The sequence below is a fragment of the Affinundibacterium amnicola genome (assembly GCF_014284275.1).
GTDB lineage: Bacteria > Pseudomonadota > Gammaproteobacteria > Burkholderiales > Burkholderiaceae_D > Undibacterium > Undibacterium amnicola.
The window spans coordinates 512,839-532,596 of sequence record NZ_JACOFU010000003.1; the positions used below are offsets into that span (position 1 = coordinate 512,839).

Sequence of the window (19,758 nt, forward strand, 5' to 3'; positions counted from 1 at the left end):
TTACTGCTTTAGTCGTCTACCTGATTTATTTAGTCTCGTTACCCTTTGAAAAAATTTTATGTTTAAAAAAACCGCGATGAAAACCGCAATCGCATTTTGTTTATCTTTGATGATCTCTGCTGCGTTTGCGCAAACTGATCTCACTTTGCCGCGCGCAAAAACGCCACCACAATTACAAGACTATGTAGGCGGTGTTCCTGCTGATGCTGGTTTTGTGGTGCGTGATTTTAAACAACGTACACCGGGCGATGGCAATCCAGTATCAAAAGCGACCACGGCTTACTTGTCTTACGACGATACGCATTTTTATGCGGTGTTTGTGGCGAAGGAAGATCCGAAGAATGTGCGTGCCCGTATTGCCAAGCGCGAAGATTTTGTGGGGGATGATTTTGTGATTCTGGAACTTGATACCTTTCACGATAAGCGCCGTGCATTTTCTTTTTTTGTGAATCCTTACGGTGTGCAAATGGATTCGAAACGCACCGAAGGTTTGGAGTTAGATAAAAATTTTGATACGCAATGGCAATCAGATGGGCAATTAACAGACGATGGCTATGTGGTGAGTATGGCGATTCCGTTTAAGAGTTTGCGTTTTAAAAGCGCTGATGTGCAGACTTGGGGCGTGACTGTTGGCCGCACGATTACGCATTTGGGGGAAGAATCATTCTGGCCACATATTTCTAAGCAAGTAGCGGGCTTTGTGCCGCAAGCGGCGAGTATGCAAATTCCAGAAAAACTCAGTGCTGGGCGTAATGTGCAGGTGAACCCCTTTGTCTATCTGGGTAATTCACGTTTACTCAATACCGAAAACCACGCCACGCCGCGCTGGCAACAAGATAATAAGGTGCAAGCTGGGCTGGATGCGAAGTGGGTGGTGGGCGATGCAAGCGCGATTGATTTAACTATCAAACCAGATTTTAGTGAAGTTGAATCCGATGAGCCGCAGATCGTGATTGATAAGCGTTATGAAGTTTTGTTTCCTGAAAAGCGTCCATTCTTTTTGGAAAATGCAGGTTTCTTTCATACCCCAACGCCTTTGTTTTTCTCGCGTCGTATAGCGCAACCGCAAGCCGGCTTGCGTATCACTGGTCGCCAAGACAGCTGGGCGTATGGCGGTTTATTCATTGATGATCATGCGGCAGGGGAAGATGGCAAGGCCAAGGCGAAGATTGGAATGGCACGTGTGCAGAACGATTTGACGCATGATTTTGGCTTGGGTGGATTGGTCACAGATCGTCGCACCGATCAGCAAACGGACACTGTCGTTGGATTGGATGCGCGATTTCAACTGGACGATAATTGGATTTTTCAAGCGCAGATGGCGCGCAGCCAAAGTGAAGTTGATGGTCATAAACTGAGCGGGCACCTGGGCTATATCGAAGCCAAACATCAGGGCAAACATTTGGAATATCTGGCGAAGTATTCGGACATTAGCAGCGCGTTTTCCAGCAACCTGGCATTCTTGCCGCGCACCGATGTCAAACAGCTGGAACAAGAGGGTATGTATCTGTGGCATTTGGATGATGCCGAAGACTTACAACGGCTTGGCTTTATTGGTAACAGCACGGTGTCACGCGATCAATCCAATCAGCTGCAAGATTGGTCGTTAGATGTTGGTGTGGTGGCAGAAGGAAGTCGCGATTCATGGTTGGAAGTGTTTAGCCGTCATGGCTATGAAAAATACGCAGGACAAGAGTATCGCAAACAAGGTTGGCTTGTGAGCGTGGGAAGCAGTTGGTTGAGTTGGTTAAGTGCGATGGCGGAATTTGGTGCAATGGATAGTATCAATTACACGCCAGCGGCTGGCGTCTCGTCTTTGCTGGGACAAGGTCGCAGCATGGATCTTACCCTGACTTTCATGCCGCATCCGCAATGGCGTATCGAAGAAAAATTATTGTGGAATGATTTAAGCGTAACTGGTGTTGCTGGGAATGCGACCGCTTATCGCAATCTGATGTGGCGAACTAAGCTTAGTTATCAGCACAATCGTTTTTTGGGTTTGCGTTTGATTGCGGACTATCATCAACTGGCGAGTAATCCGCGCTTGAGTAGCTTGGAATCGGGCAAGCAACTCAATACCGATTTGCAAGTGAGTTATCTGCTTTCTCCGGGAACGAGTCTGATCGCGGGTTATGGCAATCGTCAAGAAAACTTAGCCTTGATCGGCAATCCTGCGTATTTGCAGCGCACGCAAGACCTGTCTTTGCGCACCGGACGACGGGCGTTTATCAAGCTCAATTATTTGTATCAATTATAGGTAGGACTTACGCAAAACAGACGCTAGCGTCGTTGCAGTCGCCTCGTCGTACAAGTGTACTGTCTTCGGCGACGCGCCCCCGACTAAGGCATTCGAGGGCAGGCTCTAGCTAGCGCAATTTTGCGAAAGTCCTGATAGGAATAGACTGTTTCAATTTGCTGTGGGCGTGGCCGCATGGTGTTCCGTTGGCCTTGTATCGCATGGCTCAGTCCGCAGTGAATTGTCGAATACAAATTTTTGATTTCGTCAGTGAATCAACAAGCTATCCAACAACCTTGATCGCAAATACATCGCTGTCTTTTTGCAAGCAGCCTTTGTCGAGCAGTGATCTTCTGAATTTTAGTGTGACTTCTAAATCTTTGGCGTCAAAATTCCGTTCCGCTTTTAAGATCGCTTTATTCGTCTGCTTGGGGTCTACTTGTAATTGTAATTTATCATCGTCACGAAAAAGCTGACGGCAGCCTTCGATCAAATCAACATCAGTTGATTCCATCGTAAATTGAAATTGCATCTTTGGCTGCACAGTTTGCTTGGCAACTGTCTTAGCAGGTGACTTTGTTTCTGGGGCGGATCTGGTCAGTGAGATCGTATCTTTCAGACTGTAAATCTGCACGGTGTAATAGGCGATGCCGAGGGCGCAAATTAAGATGATGATTATGCGTGTCATTGCTACTTACTTTCTTAAATCAAAATGCGCTCATTTTTCAGCGCTCATATTTCGTTGTGATGAGATGTGATTTACCACTAAAACAATGCGCCAGTCTAAGCTGGCGCATGATGGAAATGCTATTACGTCTTGCCTGAAAGTGCATTCACGAGGCGAATATCTCTGAATCAATATTCACGCCAAGGTTTTTCTTCACGCGTTGGCAAGATTTTCAATTTGTGGTTGATTGCTTTTGTGTCTTGTGCAGAAACTTTATTGGCGAAGTGACGTTTCACAAAATCCCACATATCTTTTTCTACCGATTCGCATTGCAGAACTGCCCGACTTTTATTCACATAGCGGTTGGCGTACTCAAGATCATCTGCTTCAGCTGGCTTTTCGTTTTTTTCATAACGATCATAGCGGCTATAGTAGCGACCAGAATAAGATTTTTTCTTGTTATTTTCGGTTTGTTCCTGTGTGCGCTCGAACTCTTTAATCGGTAGAGTGCAATTTTCTTTAAATACAGTTTCTAGTTCGAGATTCGCTGCACGATAGCACTGAGAATTGCGATGCGATAAAACCCAGCAACTTTTCTCCAAACTTAATTGGCCATTCAGGTTAGAGGCGCGCTTGATCGCTTCTGTATCTTTCACCTCGGTTGACTTACCAGTCACTTTGCTGGCACATGGTGCATCGGTGTAGATGGATTTACCGTCAGCCGTCACGCATTTCCGCATTTGTGCTTGCGCCGACAAACTGCACAGTGCCAGTAAAGAAATGAAGACGAGATGAAATAATTTTGTCATGTTGAGAATCAAATTGAGAAATGAAAACTCAGTTCGTGTAGGGTACTTGCTAAGTCATTTATGAAACAACAGCCAGTGATTATACTGAAACCGCATAGCGCTGCACAGACTATTTTTGCGTGGATTTTCTAGATAAAAAACTAAGTATATGTGCCAAAATCCCTTCTTCGACAAGCGAGAGAAGGTGCTTTATTCACCTATTTATTTGCTTAGATTGGCGTAGAGATTGATGTTTCAAGAGGGGGACGAGATTCAACTTGTGGCACTGTCAAAAAAAACGCGGAACAGTGCCACTCGTTTGCAGAGGTGGTGAGAGCGATGTTGCTGCCTGAAACAGAGATCAACGTGGATTCAGGCAAATGATCTTTTAAGCTTCTGCCATACTCAATCGACCATGTGATTGTGCGTGTTGGCTTGCCGCATTGACGCTCACTTGTATGCTGTTTTGTAAGGAATCAATTGAGCCACCAGTGCGGTATTGAAAACTTACACGAATCACATCGCCTGCGTTCACATCAATTGCTTGCGCCAAGGGCAAAGCCATGTAGTGATTGAGCCAGTCGATGGTGGAATTGGTTTCCATCACAACCGCCAAAACATTTTTTGTGATAAAACGCAGCGCGCTTAATTTGCCGCTTTGCTCGATCAGCATGTCGCCTTCCCAATGCACCCATAAATCATTCGGCTCACAAAAATCAATCACCTTGTAGAGCGCTGGTTGACCTAATTCCAGTGTGTCGGCAGTGAAAACACCGCCTAACTGGAATTGAATAATCGGTGCTTGGTAGCCAGAAAAATCATAGCGTTGTTGCAGCGGTTGTACTGCCATCAAGATCGCTTCTGGAATAAAAACCGGCATTTTGACACCGGGGAATTTATCCGCATAACGATGCTTGAAATTTTCGATGACTTCGACTTGTTTCTCGCGCAGCATCGCTACATGTATCATTTCGCAGATCACGAAATCGACGGGTTCTGGTGGCAAATATTCAAACGCATCAGCGTGAATGACTTCTACTCGATCGCCATGGTGATTCATCGACAGCAAACGACGCGCCTCTGTCACCATATCTGGATTGAATTCGACGCAATAGACCTTGGAAGCTGACTGCGCTGCGAACCAAGATAAGACGCCAGTGCCACCGCCGAGCTCAAGAACCCGCGCACCTTCAAACACGTGGCGCTGAATCGCCGCCTTAAAATTGTCCATACGATTCGCATCCATCAACATATTGTGATGATATTGCAGGGGAATAAATTGTCCCAGATAGCAGCTCTCTGCTTCGCGTTCGACTAACATGGTCTTCCTTCCATCAAGAGATTGAGATCGCACTGCCGATACGCCATAACCCGCAGTTGTGAATGCCAGTTGGCGCAATCAAGTGTTCGCCAATGTCAGGATTATCTGATTTCTTCCGTGAAATGAAGGGCGGAGATGCGAGGTCTTTCGCTTTCAATTCGGCACTTTGTCGCGCATGGTAGGTCAACACGCCATCGTTTGGCCTTTCTGTTTTATTTTACGATTAATATAAAAAACAACATTTTTATTTGAAACTACGAAGAACTTCGTATATAGTTGGAAAAACTACGGAGTGTTTCGTAATTGGTGCTGTGAGTACCAACACTCAATCGACACTAAGCCGAAACTAAGCTGAAGTTAAGCAGAACTTAAGTAAAACTAAAGAACAGAAGGAGTGAAAAAAATATGGCCAATCCAACGGGATCAGAACTAGAAATTCTCGCCATCTTGTGGCGACTTGGAGAAAGCAAAATTCAAGCAGTGAATGATGAGTTGTGCAAACTACGGCCCGTTGGTTACACCACGACGCTAAAGACCATGCAAATCATGGAGCAAAAGGGTTTGCTGGGTCGTAAGAAAGATGGCAAGAGTCATATCTATTTCCCTTTAGAACAACAGCATCAGACGCAAATTTCTTTGGTGGATCGCCTATTGCAAAGTGCGTTTGGCGGATCTAAGTCAAGTATGGTGATGCGCTTATTTGAAGATAAGAAAGCGACTAAAGAAGAGCTGGCCGAAATCAAGGCTTTGCTGAAAAAAATGGAAGCTGATCAATGAGCGATCTTGCCGTGCTACGACCTGCGATACAGCGCATGCCATCCCTCGCTGACATAGTTGATCTGCTAGGTATTGATCTTTTACATGCGTTGGCATGGAGCTTGTTGCATTCCGTTTGGCAAGCTGCTGTGCTGTGTGTATTTCTGATGATTTGTTTGAAATTAACTCGCAGTAGTCAAGCCGCGTTGCGCTATCAAATATTGGCAGTGGGTTTGGGTGTTTGTTTGGTATTGAGTGTCGTCACGTTTTTCTCATATTTTCAAAAAACCGTGTTGACCCTACGGTTTAGCGAGCAGGGCAGGGTCGCAACGTATATCCCATTTCAACAGGACACAACATGGGCTGGGCAATTCAGTTCGCTGCTCAATCAACACCTGTCGTTGATTATTTTCTGCTGGAGTGTTGGCTTTGTGCTGATGTGTAGTAAGACTTTGTGGCAATGGTCGCGTGATCGTCAATTGGCACAGCGTGGTACTGAACATTTACCAGCGCATTGGTTTTTGCGTTTCAGCGAATTAGCACATCAGTTGGGAATAGGAAGGACGATCAGTTTTCGCCTTTCAACGCAGATCACTATCCCGTGTGTCTTTGCTTATTTCAAACCTGTGGTTCTGTTACCTGCGAGTTTATTGCTGGGCATGAGTCCGCAACAAATTGACGCAATCGTATTGCATGAGTTAGCACATATTCGACGCCACGATATTTTATTGGCGAATTTGCAGAGTGCTATGAAGGCAGTGTATTTCTTTAATCCGTTTATTTTTTGGATCAGCGCAAAGCTCGATCAAGAACGTGAAAACGCTTGCGATGATTTAGCGATCAGCGTTCTTCAAAGTCCTTTGTTGTACGCAGAAACCTTGCATCACTACGCCGAAATGCATACGCATTTCTTATCCACCGCAACATCTCTTATCGGGAGAAAAAATATGTTGAAACATAGAATACAACGACTATTTGTGAATGAAAGTAAATCAGCAAGTAAGACAAAAAAATGTATTAGCACTGTGTTGTTGTTGAGTATGGGGTTGACCACGGCTGCCTATGCTTGGATGCAGATCGATAGCCGCCATTCCATGAATTTGAGTGCAAAGAATTTACCGATAAAACAGCTTTTGCAACAAGCGGAAATGGCTTGTCCCGGCAGTACGGCCAAAACGCAATTACGCCAGCCAGAATTGCCTGTGACAGTGAATTTTTCAAATCTGGCTTGTACCGATGTTCCTGCCATATTTACCGATATAGAAGAACGATTTGGGATGAAATTTAATGCGGTGCCGTTGAGTGCTGCGTTGAAAATATTTCAGCAACAGTGTCCTGCTGTCTTTCGTCATATTACGTTAAAAAATCCAAGCGCACTGTATAGCGCTAACATGCTGGATGTGACTTGCTTACAGGTATTAGATGCAGTGGCGACGTTTGATGCCCAGCACCATGTTGTGCTTGCCAACTAATTTGCAGTAGGGCTTTGCTATTGACTGAGTGGGTTGGTTCTTGTTGTGTTCTAAAAAAGGCACAACCCACTTTTTCATTTTTCCACATAGCGTTTGAAATTATTCAAAATTGCTTGCCAACCTTGTTGTTGCTGTTCTGTGGAGTAAGTGGTTTCAGCTTCAAATGTGATACTGAGTTTGACGCCTTCTGCCGTGTCTACAAATTGAATCGTCGCTTTGCGATCACCGAAGGTATATTCGATTAATGCATGCTCGATGATTTTGGTGAAGTCTCCTGCAAAATCAAATCCCATACTGCCATCTTTGGCTTCCATACGAGAGGAGAAAGCACCACCTTCGCGCAAATCAACTGCGGACGCCGTCGTATGCCAATCGTCAGACGCCGCATTCCAGTTTTTAATATGTTCTGGCGTATTGTAAAGCGACCATACCGTGGAGATTGGCGCTGCGATGGTGGTTTCTACAGTGATTTGCATGATGATTTTCTGGTTCAGGTTTTATAGAAAGGCTTAAACTCAGGGCTTGGTTCGCGTTCAGAGTAGATGTATAGGACGATACCGCTTGGGTCTTGAACAGCGAAGCCCCGATCACCCCAAGGATGATCTTCAAGCGGCATGACGGGGACTAGTCCTGATGACACGAGTTGTTGATGTTCGGCATCGACATCATTCACACAGAAATTGTAAGTTAATCCTGTTGGATTGCAAGCCACTTGTTCTGCTTGTGGTGCCATGAATTGCAGGGAACTACCATTGCCGAATTCGAGATTGATGTACCAGCCACAATCAAAGCTGAGTTTTGCGGCAAAGTGTTTGAGGTAAAAATCGCGGGATTCATCAACTTTGCTGGTAATGATACAAGGAGACAAAGAGCTTGGACGCATACAATTTTCCTTTGAGCTTGGTTTTGTGTAGCTTAGTTTTGGTTGAATTTAACCGAAATGAATATTAACTTGAGATATTTAAAAAGGCAATTTTGTACTAAGAAAAAAGGATGCCGCTGCATTGCCGGGCATCCTTGGTTTGAATGACAGATGTACTCTTATGCACTCTCTTGGTCACAGCGAATAGTAGGGCGCACAGCGCGCACCATTATCTCGACATTATTCAATATCCGCTAGTAAGCCTGCTACCCATCTATCCACCTAAAAATGCAGGCTTCTTCAGCATTCCTAAAGACATCGCCGTCGCCACTAAGACCACCGCAATGCCGGTGACTATGCCTGTCGTGATAGGTTCACCCAATAACAGCCAAGCCCAAATGGATGCCGTTGCTGGTACCAGGAATGTCACCGTAACCGCTTTGCTAGCACCTTCAGTAGAGATCAAATGGAAGAACAAACCATAGGCGATACCAGTACAAACGACGCCGAGTATCACGACCGACCATAAAGCAGAGGCAGTACCATGCTCAATCGCGTGAGGCATTGAAGGAATCGCAAACGGTAGCAGGGCGATAGCAGCAGCAAATTGACTACCCGCGGCAGTCGCCAGTGAAGGAATTTCCTTCGCATGCATTCTGGTATACGTTGCAGCAAAACCGTAATTAATCGCTGCACCCATGCCCATCAGTACGCCTCCAATAACCTGTGGCGTCACCGTCGTCGGCCCAATTCCAACCAAGATCGCGACACCGACCAGACCTAATAAAAAAGCCGCAATACGCAGGGCACTCAAACGCTCAGCTAGCATGAAGAAGCCAAATACCGCCGTAAAAATAGGCGCTAATGAATTCATGGTCGCCATGTAAGCGGAGGGAATATACAACGCCGACCAGGCAAACAAACTAAATGGGATAGCAGTATTTGTTAGGCCGATGATGAAATACGTCTTGGCATTGCGGCGCCAGTGAAACGTGATGCCCATATGGCGTGCAAATAAATATAAAGCCAGTGCGCCTAAACTCGCGCGGCCAAAGGTCGTGAGTATCGGTCCAAAAATAGGTGCAGCAATACGCATCAGCATAAAGCTGGTACCCCAGATTAAGCCTAGTAGCAGGAGACGGGTTAAGTTTGCATTAGACATAGCGATTTCTTTGCTTGATGTAGGAAGTGGACAAATTTCAATACAGCGAATAGAGAAGGCTATCGTAAAGAGTAAAGCGATAAAAAGCGAACGATACTTATTGACATCTGCTGTTAGAAAATCTAACAATACAGGATGTTTCCTACTTCCCTAAATTCGCTTGTGACCTTCGAAGCTGCTGCGCGCCATAAAAGTTATTCGTTGGCGGCGGCAGAGCTACACATTACGCATAGCGCGATTAGCCAGCAGATGCGTTTACTAGAAGAATCCTTGGGCGCATCGCTGTTTGAACGTAAAGGCAGACAGATGCAATTAACGGCGGAAGGTCTGCAATTGCTGAAGCAAATTCAGCCAGCGTTACGTCAAATCTCTCGTGCTGTAGCGCAAGTTAAAACAGAAAAACGCACGCCAGCGATTCGGGTTGCGACTTTGCAGTCATTTGCAACATTTTGGCTATTACCGCGTTTGGGACAATTTCAGGCCGCGCATCCTGATTTGGTGATCCATATTCAAGCGGCAATTGGCTTGGTCAATCTCGATAAAACCAAGACCGATATTGCGATCCGTTTTGGTCTTGGAAAATGGGAAGACTACGATGCTGAAAAATTGCTCGATGATCAGCTCTACCCAGTTTGCAGCCCCGATTTCAATGGCGGGCGTTTTCCAATTAATCCAAAACAACTACGAAATTGTCGGATTTTGTGTGTGGAAAATGGGCGAGAATGGTTGAATTGGAGCCAGTTTGCTGGAATTGATATCGATAGTTTTCAGCATGAGACGCACCACAGTGATAGCAACTTAATGTTGACCGCTGCCAAAGCGGGCCAGGGCATTGCTGTTGCGCGACATAGTTTGGTGGCAGGCGAAATTGCTGCCGGCAATTTGGTACGCTTGTTTGATTTAATTGCCCCATCGGATTACAGCTACTATTTGGTTACCCCAAAAGACCTGCAGAAATGTACAGAACTTCTGGCATTTGAGCAGTGGCTAAAGAATGAGGCGAATGCGTTTGCCGGTGGTGCTTTCTAGCGCTTCGAGATGCGTACTCGGACGCAGTGATCTATTAAGATATCCCGCTATGTATAACTACCGGTTTTTACCACGCCCGCACGTGCATAATTAACGATGATCACACCAGTGGAAGTGATGTGACTTTCAGTGACTTTGAACGCGGCCGGAATCGTGCCTTCGTTGAATAGACGTTTTCCACTACCTAAGGTAATCGGATAAATTTTGAGCCATAGCTCATCGACTAAATCATGTTTGAGCAAGGTTTGCATCAAATTGGCACTTCCGTACAGGTGCAAATCAGGTCCAGTTTGTTGCTTGAGCTGTTTGATTTTGTCGACAATATTTTCATTCAAAAAGACTGTCGGCTGCCAGGCATGAGCGCTTAAGGTATTGGAAGTGACATACTTGGTGACGGTATTTACCGCAGGCCAGAAGTCGCCATGTTGCGGCCAATAGGGAGCCCAAATGTCAAAGGTTTTGCGCCCTAATAAAAGCTCAAATGGTTTGCTCATTTGCTCTCGCATCACATTACCTAACACTGCATCTGAGTGCGGCACTTGCCAGCCACCATAGACGAAGCCGTCACTCGTGTCTTCTTCGGGACCACCACCAGCCTGAATCACGCCATCGAGCGTGATAAATTCTAGTGCAATAATTTTTCTCATAGATGCACTTAATACTTAAGATCGATCGTTTTATAGGTAGCGTCAAGCTTCATTTCACGCAGCTTCGCATTGAGTAACGCGATGGTTTCTGCGCTCATTTTGGGATGACAGGCTAAGTAGTAATCGGATGTCTGATAATTGAAGAGAAAAATAACTTTGTCTTCCAAATGATTCTCCGCAATAATTTTCTTTCCATGAATGTCGCCAGCCGTTGCATAGTCGATGCGACCCAATGCCACATTCTTAAACGTGGTTGCAGATTCATTTGAGGTCACCAAGCGAAATCCTTTGTCCGAAAGATAGGGCACCGACACATTGCCAACTTCAGTTCCGATGCTCGCTTGTTTGATATCTTCAAGTCGGGTGATTTTGCCTAATTTGTCAGGGCTGCCAAAGATCGCCCAGTTCCCAGTAGCGATGGGGCCTACCCATTGAAACCAAGACTCTCGTTCTTTAATTCTCGCAGTGGAAAATACACAGGTGTCGGCGTGATGTCGGGCCAATTCAAATGCGCGGTTCCAGCTCATGACGCTCATTTGATAGGGCAACTGACTGCGTTTGAATAATTCATGTACTTTATCGGCAGACTGTCCATAAATTGGTCCGCCTTCTTTATCGACAATATTCAAAGGATAAAGATATTCGGTGGTGATGTTGATCGTGGTCTGTTTGGTTTGCGCTGTGCTTACGTCGCAAAATGCTATGAAAAACAAAAAACACATTAAGTAAAACTTACTGTTCAAGTGCTTTGCATGTTTCATGTTGATCGTGCTCAGGCCGCGTTAAGTGTAAGGGAAAAAATCTTATCAAGAGCATCAATGCGATGCCAAGCTACTTTGCAGTCCAGATAGCAACTCAGATAGCAGTTCAGAATAATTCATGCTGCTGCCTCGGTCAAACAATGTTCTAATCTTTGCAAGATTATCAGTTGCGCGTTACATACGCATTGGTTGTCGCTGTGCTGCACCACTTGTCGATGTCAAGCAATCGACTTAACCACCACCCAAAAAATCGAGAAACTTCGCAGCGCCAGAAATCGACGAATTATAAAATTCCGTGTAGCCGCACTTCTTGCAAGATAAGTATTGAAAGCGCTTGTTGCTGTAGTCGAAAAACGACGACCAAAAGCCACCAGCAGCACGAAACTCACCTCGGGTTTTCCCGTAAGAACCGCATTTAGGGCAGGCTTTTGTAACGTCACTTAATGGGTTGCCAGAAGAGTAGGACATAGTGACTTTCCTTAATTTTTAAGTGAAATGTATTTTGCATCGATATGGCAAAACGTCTTGTAGTGGCTGTCACCCAGAACATGCTTGAACAGCATTTTAGTGTGCAATTTTAAGTTCAAGGGGAATGCGATCAGCTACCGAAAACGCCCAAGCTTCGAGTGCATTTTTCACATCAATACTGATATTTTTCTGACTAAAAATGCTTAACTTCGGAGACGAGTCGCATCCCTCTTTTTTACAATTAAAATGAATGACTCCAAAGGCCAAAATCGTCGAAGGTTTTTTAAATATAACCGCCGCTTTTTCTTCGCAACTATGCGGACGGCATGCCGATGCAATGAATATGGACTTGTCGAATTCCTTGATTTGATCTGGTGGTCCACCAAGTCCGTCAAGAATTTGCGCAGAGAGCGATCCGGCTGGATAAAATGCATCGAACTTTCTAGAGCCAAAGTATTTCTTGACGGCTGTTTCAAATTTGCCGTCCCAGACTAATTGATTGGTGTCTTTGTATTTGCTGAAGTCAGCTGAATGCGCTGCCGGTGACAATAAACAAAAGTAAGTCATGCAGAAGAGGATGATTCGTTTCACGATTACTTTCATGATGTTGAGTATTGCATAAGCGAAAATGCATACTAACTTGATGCATCACAGAAGACAATTTGTTTAACGCTTAGAATGCTAACCACGTAGATACAAGGCGCATACCATTATTCGGTTTTCAACCAACCCCGTTCGGTGGCGATATCAATTTGCGTTAGTACGTAGTTCCAAAGCTTCGGTGCCGACGTTTCGAGATATTGATTGCGCTTGATCACCTGATGTTTGAATACTTTATTTTGCGCCCAACTACCACCTTCATTTTGCATGTTTTGGATTAAGGGCAGAATGCGATCCATCGCTTTGGCAAATTGTGCGTCGGGCGTTTCTGCTTGCTCAAATTCATGCCAGAGTGAAGTAATCTTGTGACGCTGTGATTCCGGCAATAAGCCAAAAATACGCTCCGCCGCAGCGATTTCTTTGTCGGCTTGTGCGCCCAATACCGCGTGATGATCAAATGCGAAAGTATCACCCGCATCGATTTCTACAATATCGTGAATCAATAGCATTAAAGTCACACGAGAAATATCGACAGTTTCATTCGCATACGGTGCCAACACATGTGCGGTCAAGGAAATGTGCCAGCTATGTTCAGCACTATTTTCGTAGCGATTATTATCGGTTTTGATCAGCGCTTTACGGTAGACCGCTTTGAGTTTGTCTAGCTCGAGGATGAAATCGATTTGTTGTGAAAGTTCTTGCATGGATTCTTTGAAAAAGGATGGGGAAGTAGACGCAGAATGATCGTGTCGACCTTTAAAGTATTAATGCATGCTCTCTTATGCGTCAATTGGAAGAAGCCCCCAGCTTCGAGGGGGCATCAATCACGGTAAGCTGGGTTTCCATGGTTTTCCAGAAATCCAGTTGATGATTTCTTGACCAACGGCGTTTTCCTTACCTGTGAACCAGTGGTTTGAACCTGGCCCGCAGGGTGCGACCTTGTCGTTATTGGCGATGCCATCAACCACAATTTTTGGAAGAAGTATGGGCAAGAAGTCGGAAATCGGTGACACCGGACAAGCATCTTTCGCATGATGGACGAGCAGCGTGGGAATCTTCAACGATGACAAATCTATTTTCGATAGACCTGGGCCGCTTGATGGCATTTTGGGCCCGGGAAGATATGCTTGATACAATCCAGAGAGAAGTACCAATGCGCTAACCTGATCGCCTAAGCTCTGCGACAGATAAGCAGCAGATATTGTGCCCCGGCTATGTGCCATAATCACAAGACGTGCTTTTGGAAAACGACGTTGAACTTCCTGTACAACTACTTGCATATCTGCCACGTGCTTGGATGAAATGCGAATATCCTGCGTTAAGTCTTCTTGATCAGAGGGCGCGTTCATCACAACCACGGCCATCTTTTCTTGTAAGAGAACTTCTCGTTGACCCAGAAACAAGTGCGGTCTTTCTGCCGTTGCTTGCCCATCTTTCAGACTCAGACCGATGTTTCCTGATCCACCGGGTATCAGTAAGATGACCGTTTCTGGATTTGAAGCGTGAGGTTCCCAAAGTAATAGAGATTGGGATACACCCGGTCGAGTCTTGAGTGTGATGACTTCATCTGCGAAGGCAAACGGAGCGAACAAAAATGAGATCACCGCGATCATGCTTACTCGCAGTTGGCGCAAGCGCAGCGCCGTGGTAGAGGGATAAGAATTCAATCGGAATTGTTCTGTGTTCATTGGCGTAGCGTCCCAGTGATTGAAGATGAAAAAAGATCACAAAATTTTTGCGAACGCACATTATTTGCGACGATAGTGCGCGCACATAAACTGATGCCAAGTACCATCTTCACTTTGCATACGCGAAGTCAGTGTGCGGTGATCGGGCGTGATGAATTCGATGATATCCTGATACTTCGTCATCGTGCCATCACTCGCGAAGCTTGGGCCTTCAGAGTCGAGTGTCAGAATTTTTTTAGACGCATCGAGTGTGCCTAGGTAAGGCCATAAATGCGTCATCACCGACGCGATAAAAGTGCCAACAAAGCGCTTTGCTTCTGGGTCGTATCCCAGTGTCATAATTGAATTCCATGGTCCGCCTTCTGGCGAATCGCTGGTTCCCTCGCCAATGGTCCACAATTTTCCCAAAGGCTTAACCACTTCATTCCCTGTCGTTTTCATCGGCGGTTGATCGGGACCCATCAGGCATTCGGATTCGAAAGTCCACTCGCCGACGAGTTGTTGTAGCCAAAGATGTTCTGTTTGCGGTTCTGGGATCTGCATGATTTCACTCCTTTAATGGTAATTAATGAACGTGGATGTTATTGGCGATACTACATAAAGCTAGCTTTACATCAATTGCAAAAACGCGATTAGCGGGAAGGATTTGGACACATATTGCCCACAGCTAGTTCCTCAATTATCAGCGATGTTTTAATGTGAAGCGAGCAGCATTTGCAAGTTTGTTCGAGATTGCTGAAAATTATTGCGCAGACGGAATCGCCGACATATCCATCCAAACCGCACCCCAAATATGACCATCGGGATCGGCGAAATCGCGACCATACATAAAGCCATGATCTTGCACTGGGTTGATATCGGCAGTGCCGCCTTTCACCAATGCGATATTATTCATTGCATCAACCTCATCGCGCGATTCGCAAGAAATATTTAATGCGACTTCGCTTGATGTGCTGGGCGGAATTGGGCGTGTTGTGAAGCTACTCCATTTTTCATGGGTCAGCAACATCACGCTGATGGTTTCACTCCACTCCATTAAGGCTGCGCTGTCGTCGCCACATTGCGGATTAAATTTAAAGCCTAGCTCTGTATAGAATGCCTTGGAAGTGTTGATATCCTTGACGGGTAAGCTGATGGTGATTGTCCTTGCCATGATTCTTCCTTATTAAATTAAGTTAAGTGCGTAAGCGAGGTGATTCTCCGCCTTGTCAGTCGTTCTGACTAAGCTGGCATTTATGCTGTGGCCGCGCCTAAATCCAACTCACGCACTGGCCGTACTTCAATACTGCCAAACTTGGCTGGTGGAATTTTTGCAGCCCAGTTAATCGCCTCATTTAAATCTTTAGCGTCGATTAAATAGAAGCCTGCTAGTTGTTCCTTGGTTTCAGCAAATGGCCCATCGGTCATCGCCATTTGGCCATTGCGCACGCGTACCGTGGTGGCGGTTTGTATTGGATGCAGTGGTTCAGCGGCGATCATGTGCCCACTTTTTGCCAACTGCTCGGCAAATGTAAAGCAAGTGGTGTCGGGGCAGGCATTCCAATTTTCTTCAGACAGATAAACTAAGCATAGATATTTCATGGCAGGATTCCTTAATTGCTACGAAGTTTAAGCACTAGCCAATGCGGCAGGGTCCATCCAAAAAATCTCCCACACATTGCCATCAGGATCTTGCACAGAACGACTGAACATAAAGCCAAGATCTTGTGGGGGATTGGGATCAGCCAGTCCACCCGCTGCGACGGCGCGATCCAATGTGGCATTGACTTCGTCTCGACTATCGAAAGTCAGTGCTAATAAGCTAGCACTGGTGGCGCGCGCGTCAGCAATCGGCCTAGCCGTAAAAGAACTGTATTTGGCATGTGTTAGCAGCATCACGTGGATGCTCTCTGATAACACCATACAGGCCGCGGTATCGTCTGAAAATTGCGGGTTTTTGCTACCGCCTATCGCGGTGTAAAAAGTAATCGAATGAGCGAGGTCGGTGACCGGCAGATTCACAAAAATCATTTTTGGCATAGTGTTTCCTTAAAGTGATGAATGAGTTAAATGTTGATGCTTATCCAGCGATTTCTGGTTCAACTAGCTTCGCCAATTGCTCTAAAGATTCTTGCCATCCCAAGTAACACATCTCTACGGGAATCACTTCGGGAATGCCAGTTTGGATCACATTCAATTCTGTACCACAAGCGACCGCTTTGAGCGATACGGTCACGAGTAATTCGCCTGGTAGATTGGGGTCTTCAAATTTGTCGGTGTAACGCAGCAATTGACCTGGGATTAATTCCAAGTACTCGCCACCAAAGGCATGCGAATGGCCAGTTGTAAAGTTTTCGAACGACATGCGGAAAGTGCCGCCGACTTTGGCATCCATGTGGTGGACGGTGCAAGTAAAGCCATAAGGTGGAATCCATTTAGCCATCGCAGCTTTGTCTAAAAACGCACGATAGACCTTGTCTGGGTTAGCTTTGAGAACGCGGTGAAGTTGAACGGTGCCTGTTGCCATTTAAAAATCTCCTTTTAATTGATGTAAATGGGTTGGGGACTAACGTGATACTTGTTATTTGTAAGCGATACTTTGCATGACATTTTGTTCCCAATCTACTACTAGTCGAATGGCTGAAACGTAAATCGACACCAGATCAAAAAATATGTTGAATTATTTTCTCAAAGGGTCGTAAAGTTTTTGAGTTCTCCATGATTACACTCTAAGTTACCGCTAATTCTTCGCTAAAAGGCCACGCATCTCGGCAATGCGTTTTTGTAAAAATCGCTGTTCAGCGCCTTGCTTGGTCAAATCTAGAGCTTGCTCGTAAGCAAATTGTGCTTCCTGATAACGTGCCAAACGGCGATACATGTCGGCCTGTGCTGCGTGCGCCAAGTGATACTTTTGCAGCGATTCTTCTTGCAGCAGTTCGCTCACCAAGGCCAGACTCGCCGCTGGCCCATCCCGCATCGCAATTGCCACCGCACGATTGAGTGCCACAATAGAACTGGGTTCCAAACGAAATAGGGCATCGTATAAGCCGACGATTTGCAGCCAATCGGTGTCCGCACTTGTCGGTGCTTCTGCATGCACGGCTGAGATTGCGGCTTGCAGGCTGTATGCGCCGAATTGCATAGTGCGTAGCGCTTGTTCCGCCAAGGCACATCCTTCGGCGATCAATTCGGCATTCCATAAACTGCGATCTTGTTCATCGAGTGGAACCAGATCATTCTGCAGATTGACGCGCGCAGCTCGCCGCGATTCATGGAGCAACATGAGCGCCAATAAACCCATAATTTCCGCTTGGTCAGGTAGCAATTCACGTAACAAACGCGCCAAGCGTATCGCTTCATTCGACAAATCACCACGCGTGAGCATATCGCCACTCGATGCCGAGTAGCCTTCGTTGAATACTAAATAAACCACGCGCAAGACGCTGCTCAGTCGCGCAGGAAGTTCCGCTGCATCCGGTACTTGGTAGGGAATCCGAGCATCGCGAATTTTGCTCTTAGCACGCACGATGCGTTGTGCCAAGGTAGGCGCTGGCAGCAAGAACGCACTGGCAATTTCTTCGGTGGTTAAGCCACAAACTTCGCGCAGCGTCAGCGCGACTTGCGCATCAAATGTCAGACTAGGGTGGCAACAAGTGAACACCAAGCGCAGCGTATCGTCTTCGAGCAAGATTTGTTCTTGCAGGATATCCCAAGTCGGCGTCTCGTCTGCAATGTTCTCTGCCTGTTCCGCAGCTTCATCCCAAGCGGTAAAACGCTGATTTCGCCGTATGCCATCAATCGCCTTAAAGCGTCCTGCAGAAACTAGCCATGCATGCGGGTTAGACGGAATGCCCTGTGCAGGCCATTTTTCCATCGCAGCACGAAATGCCTCGTGTAGTGCTTCCTCCGCCAAATCAAAGTCACCGAGTAGACGCACCAAGGTTGCAAAGATGTGCCGCGATGACTGTCGATATAGTTGGTCTATGGTCGAAGTAGTGTCGTGATTAGATGTATTCATACGACCAGCGGGCTTGATCGAAGAAGCTCACATTATCTGCGTAAGCGAGATCGAATTGTAAAAATAAGTGTGTAGGGTGGGTAAGGCATCATCGTGCCCATGCGTTACGGATATATAGATTCGAAAAAATCGAGGGGGCATAAGATTTTTTGCATTGTTCATTACGCCGATTGGTGTGAGAACAAAAACCTTGCGCACCCTACATGGCTGAATTCGATTGATCTAGGGTTTTACATGTTGCTTTAATGCAGGCACAACTTCAGCAGCGATGAGATCGGCGATTCGCTTGGGATTGGCTTGCGATCTGTTCGTCAAGACAATGACACACAACTGGTCATCGACATATCGACTTATTTGCGTTGTGAAACCCTGCCACGCACCACCATGTTCGATATTTCTCTTTCCATTTGTCTCGGACAAGAACCATCCATAGCCATATTGAGAATACTTGCCATTATTCAGTTGAGCGGGAGTCCAGCTCAGCTTTTTTTCAGCCGACGTTAACGGAAAATCTTGATATAAGGCGAGATCCCACAAAGCTAAATCATGCGCGGTTAAGTAAAGACTGCCATCTGCGGTTCGATTTAAGCTAGGTGACACCCAAGCTTGATTTTTCCATTCCTTATCAACCACATCATAACCAGCAGCGCGGTGAGGAATGATCGCACGTTCATCGATAACACGCGTCTTCATGCCAAGTGGCTCAAAAATGCGTTGGCGTAATTGATCGCCATAAAATTGCCCACCGACTTTATTCGCAATAAAGCCCAGCATGTGATAGCCCATATTTGAATACAGCCATTTTTCGCCTGGTTTGAACAGCATGGGAACAGTAGTTTCGAGTTCGATGAGTGCTTGGTCGCTGTAGTTCTTCTTAAAGTCCAATATACGGTAAGGATCATCTAAACCCGAGGTGTGGCTTAGCAGCTGATGAATGGTGATCGTTTTCCAATCACTGGGCAAATTATCTAGATATTTGTCAATGGAGTCATGTAAGTCGAGCTTTCCATCCCTTGCTAATAGAAGAATGAGTGCTGCAGTGAATTGCTTGCCGACAGAACCTGATTGAAAAATCGTATGAGGGCTGACTTTGACTTGGTGCTCAATATTCGCTAGACCATAGCCTTCTTCTTTAATAATTTTTCCCTTATGAACAACAGCGATACTGACACCGGGAATCTGCTGTCGTTGCATTTCCTTTAGGACGAGCGTATCAATCGTGTCGGCGTTAGCAGCATGATTGCTAAACAATGTAACCAACATGGTCAAAATAAGTGGGATGAATTTCATTGAATTTTCCTTTT

The 19,758-nt window shown here is 45.8% G+C and carries 23 protein-coding genes; 4 read left to right on the plus strand and 19 right to left on the minus strand.

Annotation, left to right across the window (positions count from 1 at the left end; all coding sequences use genetic code 11):
• Positions 1-58 precede the first annotated feature (58 nt).
• Positions 59-2,257, plus strand: coding sequence for a carbohydrate binding family 9 domain-containing protein (locus H8K33_RS10180; RefSeq protein WP_186890901.1), 2,199 nt, complete (start codon positions 59-61; stop codon positions 2,255-2,257).
• Positions 2,258-2,519: 262 nt separating this feature from the next.
• Here the strand turns inward: H8K33_RS10180 and H8K33_RS10185 are convergent, their stop codons facing one another.
• The 3 genes from H8K33_RS10185 to H8K33_RS10195 form a co-directional block, all read right to left on the minus strand.
• A complete protein-coding gene (locus H8K33_RS10185) occupies positions 2,520-2,924 on the minus strand; it encodes a hypothetical protein (RefSeq protein ID WP_186890902.1) in 405 nt (134 codons plus the stop codon).
• A 167-nt stretch (positions 2,925-3,091) separates the two neighbouring features.
• Positions 3,092-3,712, minus strand: a complete 621-nt coding sequence (locus H8K33_RS10190; protein ID WP_186890903.1) for a DUF4124 domain-containing protein — start codon at positions 3,710-3,712, stop codon at positions 3,092-3,094.
• Positions 3,713-4,079: 367 nt separating this feature from the next.
• The gene (locus H8K33_RS10195; protein ID WP_186890904.1) at positions 4,080-5,012 is read right to left on the minus strand and encodes a methyltransferase domain-containing protein; all 933 of its coding nucleotides are present in this window, start codon (positions 5,010-5,012) and stop codon (positions 4,080-4,082) included.
• Positions 5,013-5,417: 405 nt separating this feature from the next.
• Here H8K33_RS10195 and H8K33_RS10200 point away from each other — a divergent pair, with 405 nt between their 5' ends.
• Both H8K33_RS10200 and H8K33_RS10205 read left to right on the plus strand, forming a co-directional pair.
• Positions 5,418-5,789 (plus strand): BlaI/MecI/CopY family transcriptional regulator, encoded by a 372-nt coding sequence (locus tag H8K33_RS10200; RefSeq protein WP_186890905.1) that lies wholly within the window; start codon positions 5,418-5,420, stop codon positions 5,787-5,789.
• On the plus strand, positions 5,786-7,240 hold the full coding sequence (locus H8K33_RS10205) for a M56 family metallopeptidase (protein ID WP_186890906.1): 1,455 nt from the start codon (positions 5,786-5,788) through the stop codon (positions 7,238-7,240). The genes H8K33_RS10200 and H8K33_RS10205 overlap by 4 nt, the downstream gene beginning before the upstream one ends.
• Before the next feature lie 74 nt (positions 7,241-7,314).
• On the opposite strand, the gene H8K33_RS10210 is transcribed toward H8K33_RS10205, so the two are convergent.
• The 3 genes from H8K33_RS10210 to H8K33_RS10220 all read right to left on the minus strand — a co-directional run bounded on the left by H8K33_RS10210 (position 7,315) and on the right by H8K33_RS10220 (position 9,264).
• Positions 7,315-7,716 (minus strand): SRPBCC family protein, encoded by a 402-nt coding sequence (locus tag H8K33_RS10210; RefSeq protein WP_186890907.1) that lies wholly within the window; start codon positions 7,714-7,716, stop codon positions 7,315-7,317.
• A gap of 14 nt (positions 7,717-7,730) precedes the next feature.
• Positions 7,731-8,123, minus strand: coding sequence for a VOC family protein (locus H8K33_RS10215; protein ID WP_186890908.1), 393 nt, complete (start codon positions 8,121-8,123; stop codon positions 7,731-7,733).
• A gap of 253 nt (positions 8,124-8,376) precedes the next feature.
• On the minus strand, positions 8,377-9,264 hold the full coding sequence (locus H8K33_RS10220) for a DMT family transporter (protein WP_186890909.1): 888 nt from the start codon (positions 9,262-9,264) through the stop codon (positions 8,377-8,379).
• Positions 9,265-9,399: 135 nt separating this feature from the next.
• Here H8K33_RS10220 and gcvA point away from each other — a divergent pair, with 135 nt between their 5' ends.
• Complete coding sequence (gene gcvA / locus H8K33_RS10225; RefSeq protein WP_186890910.1) at positions 9,400-10,293, plus strand: transcriptional regulator GcvA; 894 nt, start codon at positions 9,400-9,402, stop codon at positions 10,291-10,293.
• Positions 10,294-10,340: 47 nt separating this feature from the next.
• Here the strand turns inward: gcvA and H8K33_RS10230 are convergent, their stop codons facing one another.
• The 13 genes from H8K33_RS10230 to H8K33_RS10290 form a co-directional block, all read right to left on the minus strand.
• Positions 10,341-10,940, minus strand: coding sequence for a dihydrofolate reductase family protein (locus H8K33_RS10230; protein ID WP_186890911.1), 600 nt, complete (start codon positions 10,938-10,940; stop codon positions 10,341-10,343).
• Between the two features lie 8 nt (positions 10,941-10,948).
• Entirely contained in the window at positions 10,949-11,701 is a 753-nt protein-coding gene (locus tag H8K33_RS10235; RefSeq protein WP_186890912.1) for a substrate-binding periplasmic protein, read from the minus strand.
• A 231-nt stretch (positions 11,702-11,932) separates the two neighbouring features.
• On the minus strand, positions 11,933-12,169 hold the full coding sequence (locus H8K33_RS10240; RefSeq protein WP_186890913.1) for a zinc ribbon domain-containing protein: 237 nt from the start codon (positions 12,167-12,169) through the stop codon (positions 11,933-11,935).
• 96 nt (positions 12,170-12,265) lie between these two features.
• Positions 12,266-12,760, minus strand: a complete 495-nt coding sequence (locus H8K33_RS10245) for a hypothetical protein (protein ID WP_222613374.1) — start codon at positions 12,758-12,760, stop codon at positions 12,266-12,268.
• A gap of 119 nt (positions 12,761-12,879) precedes the next feature.
• Entirely contained in the window at positions 12,880-13,473 is a 594-nt protein-coding gene (locus tag H8K33_RS10250; RefSeq protein WP_186890915.1) for an HD domain-containing protein, read from the minus strand.
• Between the two features lie 120 nt (positions 13,474-13,593).
• The gene (locus tag H8K33_RS10255; protein WP_186890916.1) at positions 13,594-14,457 is read right to left on the minus strand and encodes an alpha/beta hydrolase; all 864 of its coding nucleotides are present in this window, start codon (positions 14,455-14,457) and stop codon (positions 13,594-13,596) included.
• A 60-nt stretch (positions 14,458-14,517) separates the two neighbouring features.
• The gene (locus tag H8K33_RS10260; RefSeq protein WP_186890917.1) at positions 14,518-15,000 is read right to left on the minus strand and encodes a DUF1579 domain-containing protein; all 483 of its coding nucleotides are present in this window, start codon (positions 14,998-15,000) and stop codon (positions 14,518-14,520) included.
• A gap of 199 nt (positions 15,001-15,199) precedes the next feature.
• Positions 15,200-15,610, minus strand: a complete 411-nt coding sequence (locus H8K33_RS10265; protein ID WP_186890918.1) for a VOC family protein — start codon at positions 15,608-15,610, stop codon at positions 15,200-15,202.
• A gap of 80 nt (positions 15,611-15,690) precedes the next feature.
• Positions 15,691-16,038: a YciI family protein gene (locus H8K33_RS10270; protein ID WP_186890919.1), complete on the minus strand. Its 348-nt coding sequence runs from the start codon at positions 16,036-16,038 to the stop codon at positions 15,691-15,693.
• 27 nt (positions 16,039-16,065) lie between these two features.
• The gene (locus H8K33_RS10275; protein WP_186890920.1) at positions 16,066-16,476 is read right to left on the minus strand and encodes a VOC family protein; all 411 of its coding nucleotides are present in this window, start codon (positions 16,474-16,476) and stop codon (positions 16,066-16,068) included.
• Between the two features lie 40 nt (positions 16,477-16,516).
• Complete coding sequence (locus H8K33_RS10280) at positions 16,517-16,963, minus strand: SRPBCC family protein (RefSeq protein ID WP_186890921.1); 447 nt, start codon at positions 16,961-16,963, stop codon at positions 16,517-16,519.
• 213 nt (positions 16,964-17,176) lie between these two features.
• Positions 17,177-18,454, minus strand: a complete 1,278-nt coding sequence (locus H8K33_RS10285) for an RNA polymerase sigma factor (RefSeq protein WP_186890922.1) — start codon at positions 18,452-18,454, stop codon at positions 17,177-17,179.
• A 222-nt stretch (positions 18,455-18,676) separates the two neighbouring features.
• Positions 18,677-19,744: a serine hydrolase domain-containing protein gene (locus H8K33_RS10290; RefSeq protein WP_186890923.1), complete on the minus strand. Its 1,068-nt coding sequence runs from the start codon at positions 19,742-19,744 to the stop codon at positions 18,677-18,679.
• Positions 19,745-19,758 lie beyond the last annotated feature (14 nt).

What these genes read in the sequence shown, in the direction of transcription:
- H8K33_RS10180 (WP_186890901.1), top strand. Translation starts at nt 59, where the DNA reads ATGTTTAAAAAAACCGCGATGAAAACCGCAATCGCATTTTGTTTATCT.
- H8K33_RS10185 (WP_186890902.1), bottom strand. Translation starts at nt 2,924, where the DNA reads ATGACACGCATAATCATCATCTTAATTTGCGCCCTCGGCATCGCCTAT.
- H8K33_RS10190 (WP_186890903.1), bottom strand. Translation starts at nt 3,712, where the DNA reads ATGACAAAATTATTTCATCTCGTCTTCATTTCTTTACTGGCACTGTGC.
- H8K33_RS10195 (WP_186890904.1), bottom strand. Translation starts at nt 5,012, where the DNA reads ATGTTAGTCGAACGCGAAGCAGAGAGCTGCTATCTGGGACAATTTATT.
- H8K33_RS10200 (WP_186890905.1), top strand. Translation starts at nt 5,418, where the DNA reads ATGGCCAATCCAACGGGATCAGAACTAGAAATTCTCGCCATCTTGTGG.
- H8K33_RS10205 (WP_186890906.1), top strand. Translation starts at nt 5,786, where the DNA reads ATGAGCGATCTTGCCGTGCTACGACCTGCGATACAGCGCATGCCATCC.
- H8K33_RS10210 (WP_186890907.1), bottom strand. Translation starts at nt 7,716, where the DNA reads ATGCAAATCACTGTAGAAACCACCATCGCAGCGCCAATCTCCACGGTA.
- H8K33_RS10215 (WP_186890908.1), bottom strand. Translation starts at nt 8,123, where the DNA reads ATGCGTCCAAGCTCTTTGTCTCCTTGTATCATTACCAGCAAAGTTGAT.
- H8K33_RS10220 (WP_186890909.1), bottom strand. Translation starts at nt 9,264, where the DNA reads ATGTCTAATGCAAACTTAACCCGTCTCCTGCTACTAGGCTTAATCTGG.
- gcvA (WP_186890910.1), top strand. Translation starts at nt 9,400, where the DNA reads ATGTTTCCTACTTCCCTAAATTCGCTTGTGACCTTCGAAGCTGCTGCG.
- H8K33_RS10230 (WP_186890911.1), bottom strand. Translation starts at nt 10,940, where the DNA reads ATGAGAAAAATTATTGCACTAGAATTTATCACGCTCGATGGCGTGATT.
- H8K33_RS10235 (WP_186890912.1), bottom strand. Translation starts at nt 11,701, where the DNA reads ATGAAACATGCAAAGCACTTGAACAGTAAGTTTTACTTAATGTGTTTT.
- H8K33_RS10240 (WP_186890913.1), bottom strand. Translation starts at nt 12,169, where the DNA reads ATGTCCTACTCTTCTGGCAACCCATTAAGTGACGTTACAAAAGCCTGC.
- H8K33_RS10250 (WP_186890915.1), bottom strand. Translation starts at nt 13,473, where the DNA reads ATGCAAGAACTTTCACAACAAATCGATTTCATCCTCGAGCTAGACAAA.
- H8K33_RS10255 (WP_186890916.1), bottom strand. Translation starts at nt 14,457, where the DNA reads ATGAACACAGAACAATTCCGATTGAATTCTTATCCCTCTACCACGGCG.
- H8K33_RS10260 (WP_186890917.1), bottom strand. Translation starts at nt 15,000, where the DNA reads ATGCAGATCCCAGAACCGCAAACAGAACATCTTTGGCTACAACAACTC.
- H8K33_RS10265 (WP_186890918.1), bottom strand. Translation starts at nt 15,610, where the DNA reads ATGGCAAGGACAATCACCATCAGCTTACCCGTCAAGGATATCAACACT.
- H8K33_RS10270 (WP_186890919.1), bottom strand. Translation starts at nt 16,038, where the DNA reads ATGAAATATCTATGCTTAGTTTATCTGTCTGAAGAAAATTGGAATGCC.
- H8K33_RS10275 (WP_186890920.1), bottom strand. Translation starts at nt 16,476, where the DNA reads ATGCCAAAAATGATTTTTGTGAATCTGCCGGTCACCGACCTCGCTCAT.
- H8K33_RS10280 (WP_186890921.1), bottom strand. Translation starts at nt 16,963, where the DNA reads ATGGCAACAGGCACCGTTCAACTTCACCGCGTTCTCAAAGCTAACCCA.
- H8K33_RS10285 (WP_186890922.1), bottom strand. Translation starts at nt 18,454, where the DNA reads ATGAATACATCTAATCACGACACTACTTCGACCATAGACCAACTATAT.
- H8K33_RS10290 (WP_186890923.1), bottom strand. Translation starts at nt 19,744, where the DNA reads ATGAAATTCATCCCACTTATTTTGACCATGTTGGTTACATTGTTTAGC.